General features: G+C 72.0%; 18 protein-coding genes and 1 pseudogene. 8 read left to right on the forward strand and 11 right to left on the reverse strand.

Annotated elements, in window-relative coordinates:
• Positions 1–2 precede the first annotated feature (2 nt).
• Positions 3–1013, reverse strand: a complete 1011-nt coding sequence (locus tag ACFFBG_RS03010) for a 1-aminocyclopropane-1-carboxylate deaminase (RefSeq protein WP_375475445.1) — start codon at positions 1011–1013, stop codon at positions 3–5.
• Positions 1014–1184: 171 nt separating this feature from the next.
• A complete protein-coding gene (locus tag ACFFBG_RS03015; RefSeq protein WP_375475447.1) occupies positions 1185–4847 on the reverse strand; it encodes a helicase-related protein in 3663 nt (1220 codons plus the stop codon).
• A gap of 361 nt (positions 4848–5208) precedes the next feature.
• Here ACFFBG_RS03015 and ACFFBG_RS03020 point away from each other — a divergent pair, with 361 nt between their 5' ends.
• The 3 genes and pseudogenes from ACFFBG_RS03020 to ACFFBG_RS03030 all read left to right on the forward strand — a co-directional run bounded on the left by ACFFBG_RS03020 (position 5209) and on the right by ACFFBG_RS03030 (position 8471).
• Positions 5209–6528 (forward strand): DEAD/DEAH box helicase, encoded by a 1320-nt coding sequence (locus tag ACFFBG_RS03020; RefSeq protein ID WP_375475449.1) that lies wholly within the window; start codon positions 5209–5211, stop codon positions 6526–6528.
• Between the two features lie 169 nt (positions 6529–6697).
• Positions 6698–6982 (forward strand): annotated as a pseudogene (locus ACFFBG_RS03025) (3-beta hydroxysteroid dehydrogenase); the annotation flags it as partial.
• 151 nt (positions 6983–7133) lie between these two features.
• Positions 7134–8471: a DUF222 domain-containing protein gene (locus ACFFBG_RS03030; RefSeq protein WP_375475451.1), complete on the forward strand. Its 1338-nt coding sequence runs from the start codon at positions 7134–7136 to the stop codon at positions 8469–8471.
• A 42-nt stretch (positions 8472–8513) separates the two neighbouring features.
• Here ACFFBG_RS03030 and ACFFBG_RS03035 read toward each other — a convergent pair whose 3' ends face one another.
• A complete protein-coding gene (locus ACFFBG_RS03035; RefSeq protein WP_375475453.1) occupies positions 8514–8930 on the reverse strand; it encodes a PPOX class F420-dependent oxidoreductase in 417 nt (138 codons plus the stop codon).
• Between ACFFBG_RS03035 and ACFFBG_RS03040 the strand changes: the two genes are divergently transcribed.
• Genes ACFFBG_RS03040 through ACFFBG_RS03050 form a run of 3 tightly spaced genes read left to right on the forward strand, consistent with a single transcriptional unit; the run spans position 8920 to position 10982 of the window.
• Entirely contained in the window at positions 8920–9150 is a 231-nt protein-coding gene (locus tag ACFFBG_RS03040; protein ID WP_375475455.1) for a hypothetical protein, read from the forward strand. The two genes, ACFFBG_RS03035 and ACFFBG_RS03040, sit on opposite strands and share 11 nt — an antisense overlap.
• Positions 9147–9725 carry a TetR/AcrR family transcriptional regulator gene (locus ACFFBG_RS03045; protein ID WP_375475457.1) on the forward strand — a complete coding sequence of 193 codons (579 nt, stop codon included), beginning with the start codon at positions 9147–9149 and terminating at the stop codon, positions 9723–9725. The genes ACFFBG_RS03040 and ACFFBG_RS03045 overlap by 4 nt, the downstream gene beginning before the upstream one ends.
• Positions 9726–9737: 12 nt before the next feature.
• A complete protein-coding gene (locus ACFFBG_RS03050; RefSeq protein WP_375475459.1) occupies positions 9738–10982 on the forward strand; it encodes a glycosyltransferase in 1245 nt (414 codons plus the stop codon).
• A 10-nt stretch (positions 10983–10992) separates the two neighbouring features.
• Here ACFFBG_RS03050 and ACFFBG_RS03055 read toward each other — a convergent pair whose 3' ends face one another.
• Genes ACFFBG_RS03055 through ACFFBG_RS03065 form a run of 3 tightly spaced genes read right to left on the reverse strand, consistent with a single transcriptional unit; the run spans position 10993 to position 15807 of the window.
• Complete coding sequence (locus ACFFBG_RS03055; protein WP_375475461.1) at positions 10993–13596, reverse strand: polynucleotide kinase-phosphatase; 2604 nt, start codon at positions 13594–13596, stop codon at positions 10993–10995.
• Positions 13593–15098: a 3' terminal RNA ribose 2'-O-methyltransferase Hen1 gene (locus tag ACFFBG_RS03060; protein ID WP_375475463.1), complete on the reverse strand. Its 1506-nt coding sequence runs from the start codon at positions 15096–15098 to the stop codon at positions 13593–13595. Before ACFFBG_RS03060 ends, ACFFBG_RS03055 begins: the two co-directional genes overlap by 4 nt.
• 43 nt (positions 15099–15141) lie before the next feature.
• On the reverse strand, positions 15142–15807 hold the full coding sequence (locus ACFFBG_RS03065; RefSeq protein ID WP_375475465.1) for a LuxR C-terminal-related transcriptional regulator: 666 nt from the start codon (positions 15805–15807) through the stop codon (positions 15142–15144).
• Positions 15808–15931: 124 nt separating this feature from the next.
• On the opposite strand from ACFFBG_RS03065, the gene ACFFBG_RS03070 reads away from it, so the two are divergent.
• Positions 15932–16210, forward strand: a complete 279-nt coding sequence (locus ACFFBG_RS03070) for a GlsB/YeaQ/YmgE family stress response membrane protein (protein WP_375475467.1) — start codon at positions 15932–15934, stop codon at positions 16208–16210.
• Positions 16211–16289: 79 nt separating this feature from the next.
• Here the strand turns inward: ACFFBG_RS03070 and ACFFBG_RS03075 are convergent, their stop codons facing one another.
• Positions 16290–17030: a TIGR00266 family protein gene (locus tag ACFFBG_RS03075; RefSeq protein WP_375475469.1), complete on the reverse strand. Its 741-nt coding sequence runs from the start codon at positions 17028–17030 to the stop codon at positions 16290–16292.
• A 28-nt stretch (positions 17031–17058) separates the two neighbouring features.
• Positions 17059–18036 carry an ArsR/SmtB family transcription factor gene (locus tag ACFFBG_RS03080; protein ID WP_375475471.1) on the reverse strand — a complete coding sequence of 326 codons (978 nt, stop codon included), beginning with the start codon at positions 18034–18036 and terminating at the stop codon, positions 17059–17061.
• 57 nt (positions 18037–18093) lie between these two features.
• Between ACFFBG_RS03080 and ACFFBG_RS03085 the strand changes: the two genes are divergently transcribed.
• The gene (locus ACFFBG_RS03085; RefSeq protein ID WP_375475473.1) at positions 18094–19293 is read left to right on the forward strand and encodes an MFS transporter; all 1200 of its coding nucleotides are present in this window, start codon (positions 18094–18096) and stop codon (positions 19291–19293) included.
• Positions 19294–19315: 22 nt separating this feature from the next.
• On the opposite strand, the gene ACFFBG_RS03090 is transcribed toward ACFFBG_RS03085, so the two are convergent.
• The 3 genes from ACFFBG_RS03090 to ACFFBG_RS03100 all read right to left on the reverse strand — a co-directional run bounded on the left by ACFFBG_RS03090 (position 19316) and on the right by ACFFBG_RS03100 (position 22578).
• Positions 19316–19822 (reverse strand): cysteine hydrolase family protein, encoded by a 507-nt coding sequence (locus tag ACFFBG_RS03090; protein ID WP_375476237.1) that lies wholly within the window; start codon positions 19820–19822, stop codon positions 19316–19318.
• A gap of 23 nt (positions 19823–19845) precedes the next feature.
• The gene (locus ACFFBG_RS03095) at positions 19846–21354 is read right to left on the reverse strand and encodes a purine-cytosine permease family protein (RefSeq protein ID WP_375475475.1); all 1509 of its coding nucleotides are present in this window, start codon (positions 21352–21354) and stop codon (positions 19846–19848) included.
• An 81-nt stretch (positions 21355–21435) separates the two neighbouring features.
• Positions 21436–22578, reverse strand: a complete 1143-nt coding sequence (locus ACFFBG_RS03100; RefSeq protein WP_375475477.1) for an acyl-CoA dehydrogenase family protein — start codon at positions 22576–22578, stop codon at positions 21436–21438.
• Between the last annotated feature and the right edge of the window lie 10 nt (positions 22579–22588).

Raw genomic sequence — 22588 nt, forward strand, 5'->3', positions numbered from 1 at the left:
GGTCAGTTCTTGAACAGGGCGCTGTAGGCGTTGAGCGCGGGCTGGCCTCCCAGGTGGGCGTAGAGCACGGTCGAGTCTGGCCCGATCTCGCGGCTGCGGACGAGGTCGATCAGCGCCGCCATCGACTTGCCCTCGTACACCGGGTCGATGATCATGCCTTCGAGGCTGCCGGTCAGCCGGATCGCGTCGAGCGTCGAGGCGACCGGGATGCCGTAGTAGTCGCCTGCCCACCCCTCGAGGACGGTGATCTCGTCGGCCCGCAGGTCGCGGCCCAGGCCGATCAGCTCGGCGGTGTTCCGCGCGATCTTCGCAACTTGCGCCCGGGTCTCGTCGATCTTGGCGGACGCGTCGATGCCGACCACGCGACGAGGCCGATCCTGGCCGGCGAAGCCGGCGATCATCCCCGCGTGCGTCGACCCGGTGACGCTGCAGACGATGATCGTGTCGAAGAAGACGCCGAGTTCCCGCTCCTGCTGCTGCACCTCGTAGGCCCAATTCGCGAAGCCGAGGCCGCCGAGCCGATGGTCTGAGGCGCCGGCCGGAATCGCGTACGGGACGCCGCCCCCCGCGCGGATCTGCTCGAGCGCGTTCTCCCAGCTCTCCTTGAACCCGATGCCGAAACCCGCCTCGACGAGCTCGACGTGCGCGCCCATGATCCGCGACAGCAGGATATTGCCGACCCGGTCGTTGACCGAGTCCGGCCAGTCCACCCAGCTCTCCTGCACCAGACGCGCCTCGAGGCCGAGCTTCGCGGCGACGGCGGCGACCTGCCGGGTGTGGTTCGACTGCACGCCGCCGATCGAGACCAGGTGCGTCGCGCCCTGCGCCAGCGCATCTGGCACGAGGTATTCGAGCTTGCGGGTCTTGTTGCCGCCGAACGCCAAGCCGGAGTTGCAGTCCTCGCGCTTGGCCCAGATGCGAGCGCCGCCGAGGTGGGCGGTCAGCCGCTCGAGGGGATGCAGCGGGCTCGGCCCGAACAGCAGCGGATAGCGCGGAAAGTCGCTCAGTGCCACGTTCGCTCCCCATCAGCCGGGTGGGATTGGTGGCGCAACCGTACGCGGCGTCGGGGTCGGTCAAGGACGGCCGGCGACGCTGCGTGGCGGCTGCCTCCATCGCTCGGCGGAACTGGGTGATCCTGCTGCGGTTGGCCAGGGCCTTCGGCGTCCGCAGCGGCCGCGCGACGGTCACGCGGCGCTGGTGCTGCCGTGCCCGATCGACGACTCGAGGGCGGTGTTGATCTCGGCCAGCCGAGCCTCCGCCGCCGCGAGCTCGTCCATCCGGGCGAAGCGGTGTTCGCTGATCACCCGCTTGGCGTGCTCGGCCGCGTCGTAGGCGTCGATACCGGCGTCCTGCACCTCGACGATGCGTTCCGCCAACCGCTCGTGCCAACGCCGGACCTGCGTGACAACCGATTTCGCGCACGCCGCGGCGCTGCCGCGCAGGAGGGTGAGCGGCAGCTGGAGCTCATCGACCCGCCGATGCGCAAGCGTCACCCGCAACGACACGATGTCGGCGGCCGACGCCGCCCAGCCGCCGACCGGGATGAGCTCGATGCCGAGCCCGCGCCAGGGCGCGCGGATCGGCGCCGGGTCGTCGCTCGTGCCGGGCACTAGCAACCGCTCGCGCATCGCCCGCGCGGCCAGGCGCACGTCCGATTCGGGGTCGCTCCCCACTGCGGTCTTGGCCAGCCGCTCGCGGGCCGCGCCGAGCAGCATCGCCTGCTGGTGCAAGCGGTACTGGCCCTGCTCGGCCGTCGCGAGGCTGGCCCGCGCCTCGGTCAACGACTGCCGGTTGATCGAGCGCAGCAGTCGCAGCCGGGCGACCGCGGCGGCTGCCTGGGCCTGCTCGAGCAGCAGCGCGTTGCCGGTGGCCAGCGCCTTCACCTCGGCGTAGGTGAGCACGGCCTCGCCGAGGTCGTCGACGGATCGGATCGCCGGGTCGGCGCGGTAGAGCTGCTCGATGAAGGCGGCCTTGCGCTGCAGCGTCTGCCACATGTACGCGTCGAAGGTTCCCTTCGTGACGTAGCGGAACACGTCGACCGCGGCGTTGAGGTTGCCCGGCCGGAACGCTCGGCCTTCCCGCTGCTCGATGTCCGACGGCCGCCACGGCGCGTCGGCGTGGTGGACCGCGCGCAGCCGGGGCTGGATGTTCGTGCCCACGCCGAGCTTGTCGGTGGAGCCGATCAGGACCGACACCTCGCCCGACCGGCAGGCGGCGAACAGCCGGTTCCGCTCGTCGGCCGTCGTCGCCTCGTGCACCCACCGCACGCGGTCGGCTGGGACGCCGCGGGCGGCCAGGGCGATGCGCAGCCGGCCGTAGGTCTGCGGCCCCTCCACGCCGGGCGTGCCCTGGTCGCAGAAGACCACCTGCAGCACGCCGGCGACGTCGCTGCCCGGATACGTCTGCTCGGCGTGTTCGTGGTGCAGTCGCGCGACGGCGTCGGCGACCGCCTCGACCTTCGACGACGGCTCGCGCACGCCGACGAGCGGCGGGTCGAGCGCGACGCGGCGCCCGTCGCCGCACACCGCGAGCATGTTGTCGCCGCCCGGCTCGGCGCGCACCCGCTCGCGGCGGATCTTGTCCACCCGCGCGCCGAGGCTGCCGACGTATTCGGCCTGCCCCGGGCTCGGCAAGCAGACGACGGTGTCCTCGCGCCGCTCGGGCCGGTCGAGGCCAAGCTCGTCGGGCCGCAAGACGTCCGAGCACGTCGCGAGCATCCGGCGCAGCTCGGGCAGGTTGCGGATCCGCGAGGGCCGCTGCACCTGGCGGACCGCCGACGCGTCGGGCGTCACCTCGACCACGGTGTCGTATTCGACGAACACCGCGGCCCACGCGTCGAAGTTCTCCACGCCGGCGGCGACGAGCGCGTCAGGCTGGATGAGCGTCTGCCACACGAACGTCTCCGCGATCGTGTTCGACCACGGCGTGCCGGTGAACAACGCGAGGCTGGGCCGCCCGCCGCGCCGCGCGCGCAGGATCTGCGCCTTCAGCTGCAGGTCGGCCGCGCGCTGCGACGAGCCGAGCGAGATGCCCTCCATCCGGGACGTGATCGGCAGCCGCTTGAAGTAGTGCGCCTCGTCGATCAGCAGCAGGTCGACGCCGAGATCGTCGAAGGCCACCGACGGCCGGGGGCGATCACGCACCTTCTCGATCCGTGCTTGCACCGCGGCGATTCGGCGGCGCAGCACCGAGCGGCCGTGCTGCCCGCCACGGCCGCCGCGCAGCTGCCCCTCGAACTCCCCGCGACGCGTGGCCAGCCAGTCGAGCTCCGCTTCGGCGGCCACCGGCAGCGCGCTGAACGTGCCGTGCGGGATGATCACCGCGTCCCAGTCGCCGGTGGCGCAGCGCGCGGCGAGCAGTTCGCGCGAGCGCGCGTCGTCCTCTCCCTGGATCAGGAAACGCCCGAACGGATAGGCCTGCCGAGCCTCGCGGGCGACCTGCTCGACGAGGTGCGCCGGGACGGCGATCAGCGGCTTGCTCGCCAAGCCGAGCCGGCGGGCGGTCAGCGCGGCGCAGACCATCGAGCGGGTCTTGCCCGCGCCGACCGCGTGCGCGCACAGCGTCGCGGGGGAGGAGACGATCTGCGCCACGATGTCGCGCTGCCACGACCACAGCTCGATGCCGTCCGCCAGGCCGGGGAAGGTCAGCTGCGAGCCGTCGTGTCGCCGCACGAGGTGGGTGTTGAAGCGCCGGTTGTATTCGCGGGTCAGCCGGCGGGTGCGCGCGGCGTCCTCCCACACCCAGGTGCGGAAGCGTTCCTGCAGGGCGGTCAACCGCTCCTGCGCGGCGAGGCTGTCCTGCTGATTGCGCACCCGCAGACGCCGGCCGGGCATGGCGACGCTGTCGAACACGACGGGTGACCGGCCGTTCAGTCCAGCGCTCAGCAGGTCGTACGCGCTCGCCCGCGGCGTGCTGTAGAGCCCGAAGGCGCCGACCGGCGTCTTGCCGCTCGGCACGATCTTCCACGACGCCGCCGACGGGAGATGCCACACCTTCACCCGCCCGCCCAGCACGTCGTGGACGAACGCCTCGATGTCCTCGGCCGAGATCCACGGCGCGCCGAGCGACACCGCGATGTCGAGCGGCCCGAGATCCGCCGGCTCGACCTCGGCGAGCGCGGCGATGTTGCGTCGGTAGTGCCGGTCGTCGAGCGCGGCCGCCTCCGCGGCGACCCGGCGGGCGCGGACGTCGCCGGTCAGGTACGCGCGCCGGCTCACCCACTCGCCGCCGCGCTCAGGGTCGCGGAACACCAGATCGCCGAGCGCCTCGATCGCCTGCTCCTCGGTGCGCAGGCCGAGCAGCCCGGCGATCCGGCGAGGGTCGATGCCGCCCTCGCCGAGGCTGATCAACAGCGCCTCGTGCGCGTTGGCGGCGCGTGCGGCGGCAGGGCGGCGGCCGTGCACCCGGCGAAGCAGGATCGGCGCGGGTTCGGCGGCCTGCGTCGCGGTGTCGTACACCTCCAGAGCCATCACCAGGTGGTAGTCGGGATCGCGCCGGAAGCCGCCGAGTTCCGGGCGGCGTAAGCGCAGCTCGGGCAGCCCGGTCTGCGGGTCGAGCCGACCGTCGTGCAGCTCGTGCACGGTGGCGCGGTTCAGCGGACCCCACCGCGCCACGTAGTCGCGGTACCCGTCGGCGGCGCGGGCGCGAGCAGGCGCCACGGTTTCGTCCGGCAGGCCGGCGTCGGCCTCGAGCGAGAGCAGCTCCAGCGTGGCGTCGCGCAGCGTGATCAGCGCGCGCAGCTCCGCGGAGTCGGCGACGTCTTCGATGCCGTCCGGCGCGATCCGGCCGATCCGCCCGCGGCCGCCGTCGACGAGGACGAAGGAGCCTGTGCGCGTCCCGGCGGTCACGTGTTCATTCTCTCGTGCGCCTCCGACACGACAGCAGCGGAACAGCGGCTCGCCCGCAGCCGTTACACTGGGTGCACGGCGGCTATCTCGCCGTATCTCTTGCGGGGCGAGCTGCTCCGCCGGGCCGCACCAGCGTTGCCTTTGCCAGTATGCAAATCGGCAGATCCGCTGATCGAGATCGATGTCGCGCGGCCTCCCTAGTTTGAGGAAATACGTGACTTCGCTCCGCCCTGCTCGTCCCTCTCGTCCTGCGCGCTCGTCTGCTCCGGCCCGCTCGTCTGCTCCAGCCCGCACCCGCGGCCGCAGCGACCGGCCGAACCGGCCCGCCGCGCGCCCCAACACCAACTCCGACAACGTCGCGTTGCGCCTTCTCGACGAGGCGCTCGCCGCCGCCGAGCACCGCCCCGAGCCGTCGTCGGCCACGTTCGCCGAGCTGAACCTGCCGGCGGCGATGGTCGAGGTGCTGGCCCGCGCGGGCATCGAGCGGCCGACCGCCATCCAGACCCTGACCCTGCCCGACGCGCTCGCCGGCCGTGACGTGCTCGGCCGCGCGCAGACGGGCTCGGGCAAGACACTCGCATTCGGGCTGCCGATGCTCACCCGCCTGCAGCACAACCGCGCCGCGCGGCGCGCCGGCGCGCCCCGCGGGCTGGTGCTTGTCCCGACCCGTGAGCTCGCGAACCAGGTGGCCGAGGCGCTGACCCCGATCGCCGGCGCGGTGCGCATGCACGTCGCCGTCGTGGTCGGCGGCGCGTCGATCAACCGCCAGATGGACGACCTGCGTCGCGGCGTCGACGTCCTCGTGGCGACACCGGGCCGGCTGCTCGACCTGATGGAACGCCGCGCGGTCGCGCTCGACGCGGTCGAGGTCGCGGTGCTCGACGAGGCCGATCACATGGCCGACCTCGGCTTCCTGCCCGCCGTCACACGCATCCTGGACGCGACGCCGCCGAACCGGCAGTGCCTGCTGTTCTCGGCGACGCTCGACCGCGGCGTCGGCAAGCTCGTCAGCCGGTACCTCAGTGATCCCGCCGTGCACGCCGCGGGCTCGTCGGCCACCCCGGTCGCCCAGATGGACCACCGCGTCTTCGTGGTCGACCACGAGCAGAAGGTGGACGTCGCCGCCGAGATCGGCGCGCGCCCGGCCCGCACGCTGTTCTTCGTCCGGACCAAGCACGGCGCCGACCGGTTGGCCAAGCAGCTCTCGCGCGTCGGCGTGCAAAGCGTCGCGGTGCACGGCAACTTGAACCAGAACCAGCGCGTCCGGGCGCTCGACGCCTTCACCTCTGGCCGCTCCCGGGTGCTCGTCGCCACCGACGTCGCCGCGCGCGGCCTGCACATCGACGATCTCGACGTCGTCGTGCACTTCGACCCGCCGGCCGACCACAAGGACTACCTGCACCGCTCCGGCCGCACCGCGCGCGCCGGCGCAAGCGGCACCGTCGTGTCGTTCGTCGAGCCCGGCCAGGTGAACGAGGTGGCCCGGCTGCACAAGGCGGCCTCGGTTTCGCCGCTGTCGACGCGGGTCCGTCCGGGCCACGAGGCGGTCCGCGAGATCGCCGAGTCCGGCGACGTCATCGACGTCGTTGCCGAATCCCGTCCGGCGTCGGTTTCTATGCCCGCTCGGGCGCAGCGGCCCGCTGGCAACCGATCGCGCAACTCGCGCCGCCGCTCCCGCTGATCACGAGCCGCTGATCACGAGCCGCTGATCATGAGCCGCTGATCATGAACCGGCGGTGACGGCCTTCAACTGGTCGAAGCCCTGCCGGAGATGATCGACGAACGTGAGCTCGTCGCTGACGCCGACCCAGCGCTCGAAGGCAATCCGGAAGACGGCAATGCCCGCTTCTGCGGCCCAGGGGCCGCCGGCCGGCTCGGTGCTGCACGGCGTGGCCGACGAAGGCGTGCCGCTGCGCTCAATCGCTGATGTGATCGGTCGGCAGTTGGCGGTGCCGGTCGCATCGATCCCGCCGTCGGACGCGGGGGAGCACTTCGGCTGGCTGGCGGGTCTGCTAGCCGCCGACATCCCCGCCTCGAGCGCGTTGACCCGCGAGTTGCTGGGCTGGGCGCCGTCGCACCCTGGGTTGCTCGAGGATCTGGACCAGGGCCACTACTTCCGCGTCCCGGCCGCATAGCCGCGACCGCTGAGCCGCGGCCGCTGAGCGCACGATTCGAGCTTCGCGGCGGAGCTGCATTCTCGTCCGGACCTAGGCGATTTTGCTGCGGTGTAAGGATTTCTCGTGCCGGGCGCTTGACTTCGACGGGTGTTCGACTAATATAGAACACGTGAGTGTGGAACTCGAGGACCGTCCTGCCGGGGACGGCTCTGTGCCGCTCGCGGCGGGGTCGCCGGCCGCGTCGCTGGCGGCGATGCACGCTCAGCTCGATTCGCTGCTCGCGGGGGATCTGTCGGCGGCAGGCGATGAGGCCGTGGTCGAGACGTTGCGGGAGGCCGAACGGCTGCGCCGCCGCCTCGCCGCGCTGGACCACCGGGTGATCGCGGAGGTGGAGCGGCGGGGTGTGGCGCAGGCGAGGGGGTACCGGTTCCCGGCGGAGCTGCTGATCGAGGCGCTGCGGGTGTCGCGGCGGGAGGCGTTCGCGCGGGTCGCCGCGGCGCGGAGCCTCGGGCCGCGGCTGTCGCTGCTGGGCGAGGTGCTCCCGCCGGTCCATCCGGAGGTGGCGTCGGCGCAGGCTGAGGGTGTGGTGTCGGTCGAGCAGTCCCGGATCATCGTCAAGGCCCTCGACCAGCTGCCGGGACACGTGACGGTGGAGGCGGGCGACGGGATCCGGAACGTCCTGCTCGGCTTGGCGGGGGTGTGCGGGCCGGAGTCGGTCGGCAAGGCCGCGCGGCACGCGCTGATCCTGATGGAGCAGGACTGCGCCCCGCCGGAGGCCGACGAGCGCCGCGAGGCCCGCCGCGGGGTGCAGGTGTTCTCCCGCCCGGACGGGTCGTCGCGGATGACGTGGGAGCTGAACCCGGAGTGCACCGAGGCGGTGTTGACGATGTTCGACTCTCTCGCCGCCCCGAAACCGGAGGCCGGCGGGGTGAAGGACCAACGGTCCGGTGCTCAGCGGCGTCACGACGCGTTGCTCGACGCGTTGAAGATGGTCCTGCGCGCGGAGCTGCTGCCTGATGCCGGCGGGGTGTCGACCACCGTGTTGATCACCATCGACCACCAGGCGTGGCTGACGGGTGTCGGGTGCGCGCAGACCGGGCACGGCGGCGTGATCACCGCCCGCGAGGCGGTCCGGCAGGCAGGCGGCGACGCCACCGTCGTGACCGTCGCGCTGGACGACATGCGCGCCGTCACCGCCCTCAGTGGCGAGCATCGGTTCTTCACCCGCCGGCAACGCCGAGCGTTCGCCGCCCGCGACCTCGGCTGCACGTTCCCGGGCTGCCCGGCCCCGCCAGGCTGGTGCGAAGCCCACCACGCGACCGACTACGCGATCACCGGCCAGACCAGCGTCGACGACGGCGGACTGGTCTGCGGCTACGACCACCGCGAACGCGTCCGTCAAGGCTGGACCACCCGCATGATCAACGGCCGGATGTGGTGGATCCCGCCACCCTGGATCGATCCAAACCAGACACCCGTCCGCAACACCCTCCACGACAGACCGTGACCCCCGGTCCGTCCCAGACTTGCGCCTGCCTGCACGCGCTCATCAGTCGCCGACCGCGGCGCCGTTCGCCCAGCCGTGCCAGCGGTCGATCTCGACGTGGACGGTGACGCGCGGGCTCGTCCGGTTGCGATACGGCTTGCCCGTGTAATGCTCCGACAGCCGGTCGATGTCACGCAGCCCGTCGTCGTCGGCCATCGAGACGACCCGGCCCTGGACGCTGACGTGGGTGTACCAATCGCCCTCGGCGAGCGCTGTCAACGAGACGCGCGGGTCGCGCCGCAGGTGCTCTAGTCGCGCTCGGGTGGCGTCCAAACCCAGAAGTATGGTGCCGTCGTCCTCGAGCAGGTACCAGGTAGCCACCGTGACTGGACGGCCGTCTGCGGCGATCGTCGCCATGACGGCGGGGTTGGGCTTGGCGAGCAGGTCGAGAACATCCTGCGGGACGGGCGTGGACGGCATCGCGACGACCTCCGGATTCGGCAACGGCTTCCAGTATCCGCAGCGGGCGCACGACCGAACGGACGAGGGCGGCGGCCGTCAGCGTCAGGTTGGCTGGCAGCGCGCAGAGCAGCAGCAGCTGGGCGCCAGCGTCTTGGAGATCAAGGTCCTCCTGCCTACCACGTGGCATGGCGGTGATGTTGCGCCACCACTCACTTTAGTGTTAGTTGAATTGACATGAAATCCCGGCCGTACGAGATGCGCGCACGCGCCGACTCGGCCGCGGTCACGGCGGAGCGGATCCTCGACGCTGTCGAGCGGCTTTTCTTCGCCGAGCCCGGGCGCGAGCCGACGGTGGCGGCGATCGCCGCGGAAGCCGAAGTGTCCGCGCAGACGGTCATCCGCCGGTTCGGCGGGCGAGACGGCGCAGAAGCTGCCGCCTTCGCCCGCGCGGCCGGGCGGATCGAGGCGCACCGCGCCGAATCGCCGCCGGGCGACCTGCGCGCGGCGGTGGCGAACCTCGTGGAGCACTACGAGAGCGTCGGCGACGGCGTCCTGCGCATGCTCGCCGACGAACATCGCCGCCCGCTCGTCGGCGAGGTCGTCGCCGCCGGTCGCCGCGTGCACGAGAGGTGGTGCTCGCGGGTGTTCGCGGCGACGTTGGCGCCCCTGCGCGGCGGTGCTCGGGCGCGCCGGCTCGCGCAGCTGATGGCGGTCTGCGACGTCTACGTCTGGAAGGTGCTGCGCCGCGACCGGGGCCTCAGCACAGCGCATGTCGAACTGGCGCTGCGCGAAATGCTCGCGCCGCTGATCTGAGAGGAGCTGGCGATGGCTCGCGTGCTGGCCTACACCTCGCCGTCGCGAGGAGACCTGTTCCCGATCGTGCCGGTGCTGGCCGAACTGCGCGCACGCGGCCACGAGGTGCGCGTGCGCACGCTCGACGCGGTCGTCGAAACCCTTCGTCGCCAGGGCTTCGAGGCCGAGCCGATCGCGCCGGAGATCGAGGCGATCACCCACGACGACCACCGGGCGAGAAGCTCGACTGCGGCAATCAAGCGTTCGCTCGCGGTCTTCGCCCGCCGCGCCGCCCTCGAGCGCGACGATCTGCGAACGGCGATCGCGACGCATGCGCCGGACGCGGTGCTGATGGACTTCAACTGTTGGGGCGCCGCTGCGGTCGCGGAACGCGCCGGCCTGCCGTGGGCGCGGTGGTGCTCCTACCCGTTGCCGCTTCCCTCCGCCGGCGCTCCGCCGTTCGGGCCCGGCTTCGCCCCGGCGCGCGGCATGGCCGGCCGTGCTCGCGACCGCGTCCTCGGCCCGGTGATCACCGGTGTCTTCGAGCGCGCCATCCTGCCCGCGGTCAACGCGGTGCGCGCCGCCGAGCAGTTGCCGGAGCTGAGCGGGGTGCGCGACCTGGTCGCCGCGGCGCCCGTCACCCTGGCAATGACAGCGGAGCCGTTTGAGTATGCGCATGCCGACTGGCCGTCGTCGGTCAAGCTGATCGGACCGTGCGCCTGGGAGCCGCCGTCAGCGGCGCCCGCCTGGCTCGAGGAGATCGAGCTGCCCGTCGTGCTGGTGACGACGTCGTCTGAGTTCCAGGACGACGGTCGGCTGGTGCAGGTCGCCATCGAGGCGCTGCGCGACGAGCCCGTCCACGTGGTCGCCACCATGCCCGCGGCCGACCCCGCGCAGTTCAACGCGCATGGCAACGTCCACGTCGTCCGGTTCCTGCCGCACTCAGCCGTCCTCGCACGCGCCGTCTGCGCGGTCACGCACGCCGGCATGGGCGCCACCCAGAAGGCCCTCGCGCACGGCGTCCCGGTGGTCGCGGTGCCCTTCGGCCGCGACCAGTGGGAGGTCGCGCGCCGCGTCGAGGTCGCCGGCGCGGGCGTTCGGCTGCCGTCGCGCACGGCGCTCGGCCGTCGCGGGGCGAGCGCGCTGGCCGAGGCGGTGCGGGCAGCGCGGGAACTGGCGCCGGGCGCGCGACAGGTGGCTGACGCGTTCCGCCGGGCCGGCAACGGCGCGGCCGGCGCCGACGCGGTCGACCAACTGCTCGGCGTCGCGCCGGCCTAGGCGCTGCGCGTCAGAGGCGGGGGTCGACGGGTTCGGACTCCAGCGCCAGCACTGCGAAGACGCACTCGTGCACCCGCCAGAGCGGCTCGCCTCGCGCGACCCGGTCCAGCGCCTCCAAGCCGAGCGCGTATTCGCGCAGGGCGAGCGAGCGCTTGTGGCCGAGCCCGCGCTGGCGCAGCCGGTCGAGGTTCGCCGGCTCCGGGTAGTCCGGGCCGTAGATGATCCGCAGGTACTCCCGGCCGCGGACCTTCAGACCCGGCTGCACGAAGCCTTTGGCGCCGCGGGTGAGGTTCTCGGCCGGCTTCACCACCATGCCCTCGCCGCCGGACGCGGTGAGCGCATGCCACCAGTCGACGCCGGCCGCGAGCGAGCCCGGATCGGTCGTGTCGACGAACAGCCTTGCGGTCGGCGTCAGCGTCTGCGGGTCGGCGGCGACGAGCCGGTCGGCCAGGTCGAGATGCCAGGCGTGCGGGTGCCGCTGGTGGGCCGCGCCTTCGGAGGCGAGGACCTGGAACGGCGCCAGCCGCACGCCGTCCAGCCCGTCGGTCTCCCAGCAGTACCGCCGGTAGGCGTCGGTGAACGCGGCCGCGTTCACCGCCCGCGCCCGCGTGCGCTCGAGCACGTCGACGACCTCGACTCCGTTGGCCGCGGCTTGCGCCAGCACGTCGAGCGCGACGGGCAGCGCCGCGCGGGCCGCGGCGCCGACCGCCGCGTACTGGTCGCGCAGCAACTCGAGCGCCTTCGCGCTCCACGGCAGCAGCTCGGCGTCCAGCAACACCCAGGACGTGTCCAGCTCGTCGAACAGGCCGGCTTGCTCGACGGCGCCGCGCAGGCGTTCGACGAGCGCCCGCTGCAGCTCCGGTTTGAAGAACGGCCGGCCGGTGCGCGTCCACACCGCGCCGATCTCGTCGCCAGGCGCGCCGAACCGGCTGCGGGCCGCTGGCAGGTCGCGGCACACGAGCGCGACTGCGCGGGAGCCCATGTGCTTCTCCTCGCAGACGACGTGGTCGACGCCGTCGGCGCGAAACGCCGCGAACGCCTGGTCCGGGTGCTCCAGCAGGTCGGGCAGCGCGGACGTCGCGACCGGGCTCATCGTCGGCGGCAGGTAGACCAGCCAGCGCGGGTCGACCGCGAAGCGGCTCATCACCTCTAGCGCGGCGGCCGCGTTGTCCTCGCGCACGCCGATGCGATTGAGATAGCTCGTCTCGATGACCCGGCTGCCGAGCACGTCGCCGATGTCGAGCACCTCCGGCTCGCGGCGCGCCGCGGTGGCGGCGAGCTCGGCGTCCGCGTTCGTCGGGAACGGCTTGACCGGCTCGTAGTGGACGCGCTCGGCCGGCACCGACACGATCTCCCGCTCGGGGTAGCGCAGCGCGGTCAGCCGGCCGCCGAAGACGCAGCCGGTGTCGAGGCACATCGTGTTGTTGACCCATTGCGGCGCCGGCACCGGCGTGTGGCCGTAGAGCACCGTCGCCGCGCCGCGGTACTCCTCGGCCCACGGGTAGCGGACGGGCAGCCCGTACTCGTCGGTCTCGCCGGTCGTCTGCCCGTACAGGCAGAAGTCGCGCACCCGGCCCGACGCGCGGCCCTGATACCGCTCGATCAGCCCCGCGTGCGACACGACGAGCCGGCCGCCGTCGAGCACGTAGTGGCTGATCAGCGCGTCCATGAACTTCTCGACCTGGGCGCGAAATTCCGCGGGCTCGCGCTCGAGCTGCTCGAGCGATTCGGCGAGGCCGTGGGTGCGCTGCACGTTGCGGCCGCGCAGGGCGCGCAGCAGCTTGTTCTCGTGGTTGCCGGGCACGCACAGCGCGTCGCCGTCGCCGACCATGCCCATGACGAGCCGCAGCACGCCGGGGGTGTCCGGGCCGCGGTCGACGAGGTCGCCGACGAAGATCGCGCGCCGGTCGTGGTGATGGGCTCCGGTGGCGCGGCCGGCGTCGTCGCGGCTGATCGCGTAGCCCAGCTCGACGAGCAGCGTCTCGAGTTCGGCTCGGCACCCGTGGATGTCGCCGATCACGTCGAACGGCCCGGTGTCGTGGCGCCGGTCGTTGTAGAGCGGTGTCCGCGTGACCGTGGCGGTGTCGATCTGCTCGGCGTCGTTCAGCGTGTGGACGGTGCGGAAGCCTTCGCGCTGCAGGCCGCGCAGCGAGCGGCGCAGCTGGTCGCGCTGTCGGCGCACGACCTGTGGGCCGAAGTCGCGGTCGGGACGCGCGGCGTTGCGCGCGAGGCAGATCGACTCCGGCACGTCGAGGACGATCGCCACCGGCAACACGTCGTGCTCGCGGGCCAGCGCGACGAGCTTGCGACGCGCGTCGGCCTGCACATTGGTCGCGTCGACGACGGACAGCCGGCCGGCGGCCAGCCGCTTGCCGACGATGTAGTGCAGCACGTCGAACGCGTCCGGGGTCGCCGCCTGGTCGTTCTCGTCGTCGGCGACCAGGCCGCGGCAGAAGTCCGAGGAGATCACCTCGGTCGGCTTGAAGACCCGCGCGGCAAACGTCGACTTGCCCGAGCCGGAGACGCCGATGAGGACGACCAGGCTCAACTGGGGCACGGGCAGCTCGCGCGGACGGCTGGCGCGGACGCGCGTGTCGTCGGTCGAGGCGGTCATGCGGTGGCCGCTGCTGTCGATGCGGTTATCGCCGACGTTGGCGCTGTCATCGCGGTTGTCGTTGGCGCTGTCTCGGGGTCGATCGCCGGATGGGCCATGACGTCGAACACCGCCATCTGGGTCGGCGGCCCCACCTCCGGATCGTCGACGCCGACCGGCAGGAACCGCACGGCGTAGCCGTGCGCCGCGGCCACCGACTCCGCCCACTCGCGGAACTCGGCCCGGGTCCACTCGAAGCGGTGGTCCCGGTGCCGAAATCGGCCGGGCGTCAGCGTCTCGTACCGCACGTTGTGCTCCACGTTCGGCGTCGTGACGATCACCGTGGCCGGCTTTGCCTGGCCGAACACCGTGCGTTCCAGCGCGGCCAGGCGGGGCGGGTCCACGTGCTCGACCACCTCCATCAGCACGGCGGCGTCGAGGCCGGCCAGCCGGTCGTCGCGGTAGGTCAGCGAGGACTGGAAGATGTCGAGGCGGGCGCGCTGCTGGTCCGGCAGCCGGTCGAGCTTCAGCTTGCGCGCCGCGACCTGCAGCGCCCGGGCCGACACGTCCGTGGCGACGACTTTCTCGACGGCGCGCTCGGCGAGCAGATCGCGCACGAGCACGCCCTCGCCGCAGCCGAAGTCGCCGACCCGACGCGCGCCGCTGGCGCGGACGGCGGCCAGCACCGAGCCGCGGCGCAACACGTTCAGCGGCGTCGGGCGCTCGGGCTCGGCCGCTTCCGCGGTGGGCGCGACCGCGTTGTCCAGCGACTCCGGCTCGACATCGTCGACCTCGGCGAGCCGGGCGAGCGCCGCGGCGGTGAGCTCGCGTCGGTGGCTGAGGTAGCGGTTGGTGATCAGCGCCTTGTCCGGGTGGCCGGCCAGCCAGTCGCCGCCGGCGCGGACGAGCTTGTCGACCTCGTCGGTGCTGACCCAGTAGTGCTTGCCGTCGTCGAGCACCGGCAGCAGCACGTAGAGGTGATTGAGGGCGTCGGCCAGGCGCAGCGTGCCGGTCAACCGCACGTCGAGGTATCGAGAGTCGCCCCAGCTCGGGAACGCGGGGTCGAGCGACGACGGGGTGGCGTCGAGCGTCCAGCCCAGCGGCTCGAACAGCCGCCGGGCGAGGTCGACTCCGCCGCGGCAGGGGAGCGACGGAACCCTGATCGCCAAGGGGATTGGGGTAGCCGCAAGCTCCGGCCGGGCGGCGCACGTCCCGGTGAGCGCGGTGCGGAACACCTCCTTGATCGCGACGCTGAGCATGCTGGACGCCGCGTAGGGCCGGTCGTTGACGTACTGGCCCAATGCGAAGCCGTCGCCGGACGGGCCGCGTCGGCCGCGGACCAGGCCGATCGCGTCGACCTCGAGCAGCAGCGCCGCCGTGCACCGGTCCTCGGCCGCCTCGGGGTAGAAGACGTGTGCGACCCCGACGGAGAGGTCGAAGGACTGCAGCCGCGCCGGGTGTTTGTGCAGCAGGAAGCCGAGATCGGTGGCGGGGGCCATCGTCGTCGTGACAGTGATCAGCACCCGCCAATCTTCGCCCACGGCAAGTTGGGATTTCCGCGGGCGGTTACGGGCCGCCGCGCCAGTGGTCGATGCGGTTGTGGTCAGGCGTGAAGCCGTTCTTCACACCCCACAGCACCGCTTGCGTGCGGCTGCCAGCGTCGATCTTGCGGTAGACCGAGCGGATGTAGGACTTCACGGTGTTGGGGCTGAGAAAGGTCAGCGCGGCGACTTCGGCGTTGCTCTTGCCCTGGGTGATCAGCGCCAGGATCTCCGCCTCCCGGTCGGTCAGGCCTTCCCGCCGGCCCGGCCAGTCGAGTCCCGCCGCCGCGCGGACCCGCGCCGGTGGCTCGCTGATCACCGTCTCACCTGCGTGCACCGCCTCGAGCGCGGCGACCAGGTCGCGCGCCGGCAGCGTCTTCGACAGGTAGCCGTGCGCGCCACGCTGCCGGGCGCTCTCGATCAACTCCGGGTGGAAGTTCCAGGTGTAGACGACGACGCGCTTCGCGTGCGGGCTCCGGATGAGCACGTCGATCTCGTCCTGATCGGACTCCGCCTGGGCGAAGGAGTCGTAGAGCGCGATGTCCACCGTGTCGTGCAGCGCCTCGTTGGCGTCGATCTCGGCGACCAGCACCCGGTCCCGGTAGGGGTCCAGCATGCTCGCCACCCCGGTGAGGACGACGTCGTAGTCGTCGACCAACGCGACGAGGATCGGCTCGGCTTGTGGGGGCATGCGTCGACGCTAACCCTCCCTAGGGGTGTGTTGCGACATCCCTAGGGGTGCTTTTGTCGGACAGGTGGCTGCATCTCGGTCACGTCAACGGCGCGCGTGCGTCCCTCTTCGAAAGGTGTCACCCATGCTCGGTCTCATCGTCAGTCTCATCGTTGTCGGCCTGATCGCCGGCGCACTCGCCCGGCTGCTGGTCCCCGGCAAGCAGGACATCGGCATCCTGCCGACGATCGTGGTGGGCATCGTCGGCTCGTTCGTCGGCGGCTTCCTCGGTTACCTGATCTTCCACAAGGACAAGGCCAACGGGTTCTTCCAGCCGTCCGGCATTGTCGGCTCGGTCATCGGCGCGATCATCGTGCTCCTGATCTACGTTCGGGTGAGCGGCCGGCACACCGTTCGCCACTGAGCGACCGTGGCCGCGCGGCGCCGTCCGCCGCGCGGCCGACCTCGCGACTGGTGGCGCCTGGAGCGCCGCAGTCGAACCGTCAGTTGAAGAAGCTGCCCAACCCGCCGCCGCCGCCGAGGCCCCCGAGTCCCTCGCGCGGCGTCTCGCCGGGCGCCGTCTGCGCGACCCAGTGGGCAAACGCCTCGGGGTTGCGGGACTGCAACAGCACCCGTCCGGGGCCGAAAAAGTCGAAGACCCAGCCCTCGCCCGACTTCATCGACTGGATCGTCCTGCCCTGCGCCGCCCGGCGCATCTGGAACCGGATGTCCAAGGCGTAGGCGACGACGTGGCCGGTGTCGATGGTGACGTTCTCGCCTGCCTCGAGGTCGATGACGTCGACCGCGCCGTAGACGGACGCCAGCGCCTGACCCTGGCCGCTGGCTCGGAAGCCGAAGCCGCCCTCGCCGCCGAACAGGTTGGCCATGCCGCCCCACTGAGTGTCGATCTCGACACCGTGGCTGTTGGCGATCCAGCTGCCCCGGCGCAAGAAAAACGGCTGGTCCGGCGTGACGTCGATCGACACGGTGTCTCCAGGCAGCACGCCCGCGACATCGACCCACCCGCCCTGCGGCGGCGCCGTGTAGGTCGTGACGAAGAACGAACCGCCACCGAGCACGCTGCGCTTCAGGCCGGTCATGATGCCGCCCTGGGCCTTGGACTCGAGCGCCACGCCTTCGCTATGCGCGATCATCGCGCCGCCCTCGACCCGCATCGGCTCGCCGCCGGCGAGCACGCAGCGGGCGACGGTGAAGGACGGGTTGTGGCGGAGGTTCACCTGCATGGTCGGACATCCTGCCACCGGGCAGTCGTCAGGGGAGTGGGTCGACCGGCGCAGCCGCTGCGACGACGCTGTCCCCGGCGCGGGTGCGGAAATACAGGACGGACCGGCCGGCGCGGCGGCGCTGCACCAGGCCCGCGTCGCGCAGTACGGCCAGGTGACCGCCCACCGAGCCCAAAGGCGAGCCGGTGAGCGCGACCAGTTGGCTCGTGCTGGCCGGTGTGCGCAGGGCCGTCAGCACGGTGGCCCGCGCTGCCCCGAGCAGCCGGCTGAGCGGCTGCGGCGCGAGGACGGTGTCCGCCTCGGCGAGCACCCCCACGCACGGGTAGACCACGGCGTAGCTGTGCGGCTTCGACCAGGCCACCCAACCCGACGTCGCGGTGGTGCAGGGCACGAACGCCAGCTGCGCGCCGGCCAGATCGGCCGGCGGGTAGTCGTAGGCGTTGATCTGCAGCCGGCCGTTGCCCAGCCAGCGCATGCCGGGCCGCAGGTCGTCGAGCGCGGCGGCCCACCCGCCTGAGGTGAGACGGCTCGTCCGCGCCACGATGTCCGCTTCGAGCAGCCGGCGCCTGCGCGGCCAGTCGGGCCGGACGGTGTGCGTCCACACCCACTCCAGGACATCCGAGATGTGTTGCACGAGGTCTATTGCGTGCAACGCATCCAACCTCCGGCCCTGGGCCGCGGCCAGGACGTCCTCATGCGCCCGGGTTGCCGGAGTGGCGCGCATCCGGGCGAGTTCGTCGGCGATCCCCTTGTCCGCTGGGTCCGGCGGCAGGGCCACGAAGTCCGCGATCCACTTCGGGCGCAGCACGGCGTCGACCACCGCCGCGTCCGCCGGGTCGGCAATCCGCTCGCGGTACGCGGTGAGATGCTCCTGCCGCCAAGCCCCGAGCGTCGGGCCGGGCGCGCCGCGGTGCAGCACGGCCAGGGCGCCGACCGATTCGGCAAGCGGCGAAATCGCGAAGCGGCTGTTGGCGAGCTCGTCGACGCCCACGTTCCACAGGCCCATGTTTCGCCTCCGGTCGAAACACTAGGCGATGGGCCGGCGCCTCTCCAGGCTTGTTCCATGCGCACGTATCGAGACCTGTTCGGCCTGAGCGAGTTCCGCGCCCTGTTCGGCGTGTCCTGCGTCCGGTACGCCGGCGGCACCATGGAGGGCATTGCGCTCGGCACGCTCGTCTACTCGCGCACAGGCTCTCCGTTGCTGTCGGCGTTGAGCATGTTCGGCCCGTCGGCTGCTCAGGTGCTCGGGGCCGCCACCCTGCTGTCCTGGGCCGACCGGGTGCGCCCTCGGGCGGCGCTCGTCGGCATCGGGACGGTGTACGCCTTCGTCGCTCTTCTGCTCGTGCTGCCGCTGCCGGTGTGCTGGCTGCTCTCGGTTTCGCTCGTCGGCGGCCTGGTCGGGGCCGTCGGCGGGGGAGTGCAGTGGGGCCTGGTGCGCGAGGTCGTGCCCGCCGACGGGTACCTGCTTGCACGCTCGGCCTTCACCGTCGCAGTCGGCCTGATGCAGATCGTCGGTTTCGGCATCGGCGGCGTGCTGGCGAACGTGATCGGCGCGCGCCCCACGCTGCTGGTCGCGGCCGCGCTGTATGCGGGCTCTGCCGTCGTTTCCCGAATCGGACTGGTCGACCGCCCGAGCCGGGCCGTCGACAAGGCGTCGGTGCGCGCCACCTGGCGCGACAACAGATTCTTGCTGGGGACGCCCGAACGGCGCGCGCTGTATGCCGCGATGTGGCTGCCGAACGGCCTGGTGGTCGGTTGCGAGGCGCTGTTCATCCCGCTTTCGCCGCGCTGGGCCGGATTCTATCTGTCGACGGCAGCGCTCGGCATGCTGGCCGGCGACGTGCTGGTGGCGCGGGTTCTCGGCCCGCGGTCGCGCGGCTGGCTGGCGCCCGCCCTGCGGCTGTTGCTCGCCGCGCCCTACCTGCCTTTTGTTTTCGGTCTGCCGGTCGCGGCAGCGGCGGCAGCGGTGTGCGTCGCCTCGGTCGGCTACGCGGCGGGCCTGCTGCTGCAGCAACGGTTGATCGCGCTGACGCCGGAACATCTGGTCGGCCACGCGCTCGGGCTGCACTCCTCCGGCATGTTGACGATGCAGGCGGTCGCGGCGTCGGCGGCGGGGGCGCTCGCCGAGGTGGTGGCGCCGGCGACGGCCATGACGGTGTTCGGCGCGGTGTCGATCCTGGTGACGCTTGCGCTGACGCCGCGGTTGCGGGCGGGCGATCGATGGCTGGCCGCCGAGCGCTACGGGGCCTCGGTGGCGCCGTAGCGAAGCGACTCGCGACCGGCGCTCAGCCGAGGACGTCGGCGCTCAGCACGACTTCGATCAGCGGGGCGTAGAGCCGCAGCACCGCGAGCGCGTCCGCGTGGCTGGCGTCGCTCGCGCCGGCGCACGCGTCCGCGACCACGCGCACCCGCACGCCGGCGTCCGCGGCGGCGAGGGCGGTCGAGATGACGCAGCAGTCCGTCGAGACACCGGCCAGCAGCAGATCATCGCCGCCGACCCGAGCCGCGAGCTCGCCGCCCCACTTGCCGAACGTCGGCAGCGACACCGCGTTCTCCGCGAACTGCGCGAACTCCTGAACCAGCTGGTACAGCGGCGCGTCGGGCGGCTGGCGGGCGAACGGGAACTGTCGGTAGTACGCCCGCCACGCGCCGGCCGGTTCGCTCGGGGCGACGAACCGCGTGCAGCTCACCCGCGGCGCGCAGGCCTGCGCGAGTCGCGCGATGCGCGGCACGATCTCGCCGAACCGCGGCGTGCGCCACTCGCTCGCCTCGTCGCCGAACACGTGCTGCATGTCGACGATGACGAGGTGATCGCTCACGCAGGCGTCTTCAGCAGCCCGACGTTCTGCTCGACGGGCAGCGACTCCTGCCGCCGCACGCGCTGTCGGTCGGCGAGGAAGGTGACGAGAAAGCCGATGACGAACGCGACCAGCACGCCGATGTTGGCGTATTCCCAGCTGCCGGTCTTGCCGCCGAGGCCGAACGGTGACAACAGGTAGCCCTGCCAGGTCAACCAGCTCGCGTAGGTGTTGACGACCAGACCCCAGCCGAGCGCGGTCCCTACTGCCAGCGCCACCAACGGCAGAACCCGGACGTCTCCGTAGCGTCCGCGCGGCAAGAACAGCTCAGCTTCGGCGTAGTCGCGGCGGCGCAGCGCCAGGTCGGCCAGGAAGATGCCGCACCACGCGGCGATCGGCACGCCGAGGGTGATCAGTAAGCCCTGGAACTGATAGCTGAAGTTCGGCGCATGGAAGACGACGTAGATCGTGCCAGCGACCATGACGAGGCCGTCGATCAGCGCGGCGGCCGGACGCGGCACGCGCAGCCCGGCGGCCAGCAGCGACAGGCCGGAGGAGTAGATGTCGAGCACCGCGCCGCCGATCAGGCCCAGCACGGCGACGATCAGGAACGGCACCAGCGCGCCCTTCGGCAGCTCGGTGGCGAGGGCGCCGATCGGGTCGAGCCCGATGGCCGCGTTGAGCTTGGGCGACGAGCCGGCCAACAGCAGACCGAACACCAGCAGCGCGATCGGCGCGACCGCTCCGCCAAGCGTCGTCCAACCCACGACCCCGCGGCCGGACGAACGGCGTGGCAGGTACCGCGAGTAGTCCGCCGCGGCATTCACCCAGCCCAAGCCGAAGCCGGTCATGAACAGCGCCAGAGCTCCGAGCATGTGTTGCGCCGAGCCGCTGGGGATCGACGACACGGTGTGCCAGTGGATCTTGCCCGCGACCGCGACGATGTAGACGACGGTCAGCGCCGCGGTCACCACGGTGATCACCGCCTGCAGCCGCATGATCAGGTCGAAGCCGAAGACGCCGGCGCCGACGGTCAACACCGCTACGACGATCATTGCCACGACCTTCGTCGTGGTGCCGCCGCCCCAGCCCAGCCGGTCGAAGACCGTCGAGGTCGCAAGGGTGGCGAGGATGACGAGCACCGTCTCCCAACCGACGGTGAGCACCCAGGACAGCAGCGCCGGCACCCGGTTGCTCCGCACGCCGAAGGCCGCGCGGCTCAGCACGAGCGTGGGGGCTGAGCCGCGCTTGCCAGCGACCGCCACCAACCCGCACAGCAGGAACGACACGACGATGCCGAGCACGCCGGCGAGCAACGCCTGCCAGAACGAGATGCCGAAGCCCAATGCGTACGAGCCGTAAGCGAGGCCGAAGATCGACACGTTCGACCCGAACCACGGCCAGAACAGCTGCCAGGGCCGGCCGTGCCGCTGCTCGTCCGGAATGACCTCGATGCCGTTGGTCTCCACCCGGAGCGCGGACGCGTCGGCGCCAGCCGGGCGTCGCTCGGTCGACGAAGTGGTCATCGGTCGCCTCCTCGCGCGGACAGGTTCTCACTCACGTGAGCAGCCGCAAATGTGTCTGGGAGGGCGAACGTAGCGGGTCGCTCAGCCTGCGGCGACCAGGCCGCCCTCCGCGCCGACCTGGTCGAGCAGCAGATCGGTGTCGGCGAACGTCTTCGCGATCACGGTGGTGCGCTTGGCGTAGTGGCCGACCGGATACTCCATCGTCATGCCGATCCCGCCGTGCAGCTGGATCGCCTCTTGGCCGACATGCCGGGCCGAGATGTCGATCTGCGCCTTTGCCGCCCGGACCATCCGGCGGCGCGCCTGGACGTCGTCGTCGGCCAGCGCCAGCCGAGCCACGAGCGCCATCGACCGCGCCTGCTCGAGCGAAACGTACATGTTCGCCGCACGGTGTTGCAGCGCTTGGAACACCGCGATCGGCTGGCCGAACTGCACCCGGGTCTTGAGATAGTCGACGGTCAGCCAGAGCTCGCGGTCCATCGCCCCGACCGCCTCGGCGCACAGGCCGGCGGTGGCGATGTCGAGCACGCCCTCGATCGCGGCCAGCGCGTCGGCCGGCTCGCCGAGCGCGGTCGCCGGCGCCGCCACGAACAGGATGTCCGCGCCGCGCTGGCCGTCCTGCATGCGGTAGGAGTCGCGGCGGATCGCCGACACGTCGGGGCCGGCCTCGACGAAGAACAGGCCGATGTCACCGCTCGGCGTCTTCGCGGTGACCACCAGCTGGTCGGCGCTGTCGCCGCCGACGACGGCGATCTTCTCGCCGCTCACCGTCCAGCCACTGGAGGCTGAGCCGGACGGTGACGCCGTCGCCGCGATGTCGGTCAGCGACCAACGTGAGCGGGGCTCGGCGTAGGCGAACGCGAGCAGGGTCGAGCCGTCTGCCACGCCGGGCAGGATGGCCGCCTTCTGTTCCGGCGATCCGGCGGCCGCGACGAGCGACCCGCCGAGCACGACGGTCGCGAAGTACGGCTCGAGCACCAGGGCGCGGCCGAAGGACTCCATGACGACCGCGAGCTCGTCGACGCCCATCCCGGCGCCGCCGTACTGCTCGTCGAACGGCAGCCCGAGCAACCCGAGCTCGGCGTACTGCCGCCAGAGCTCGCGGCTCCAGCCGTCCGCCGAATTCAGCAGCTGCAACCGCGCGTTCGCGTCGTACTTCTTCTCCAGCATCCCGTTGACGGTGTCGGCGAGCAGCTTCTGCTCGTCGGTGAGGTCGAGATCCACGGTTCGGCTC

The organism is uncultured Jatrophihabitans sp. (assembly GCF_964251945.1).
GTDB lineage: Bacteria > Actinomycetota > Actinomycetes > Mycobacteriales > Jatrophihabitantaceae > Jatrophihabitans.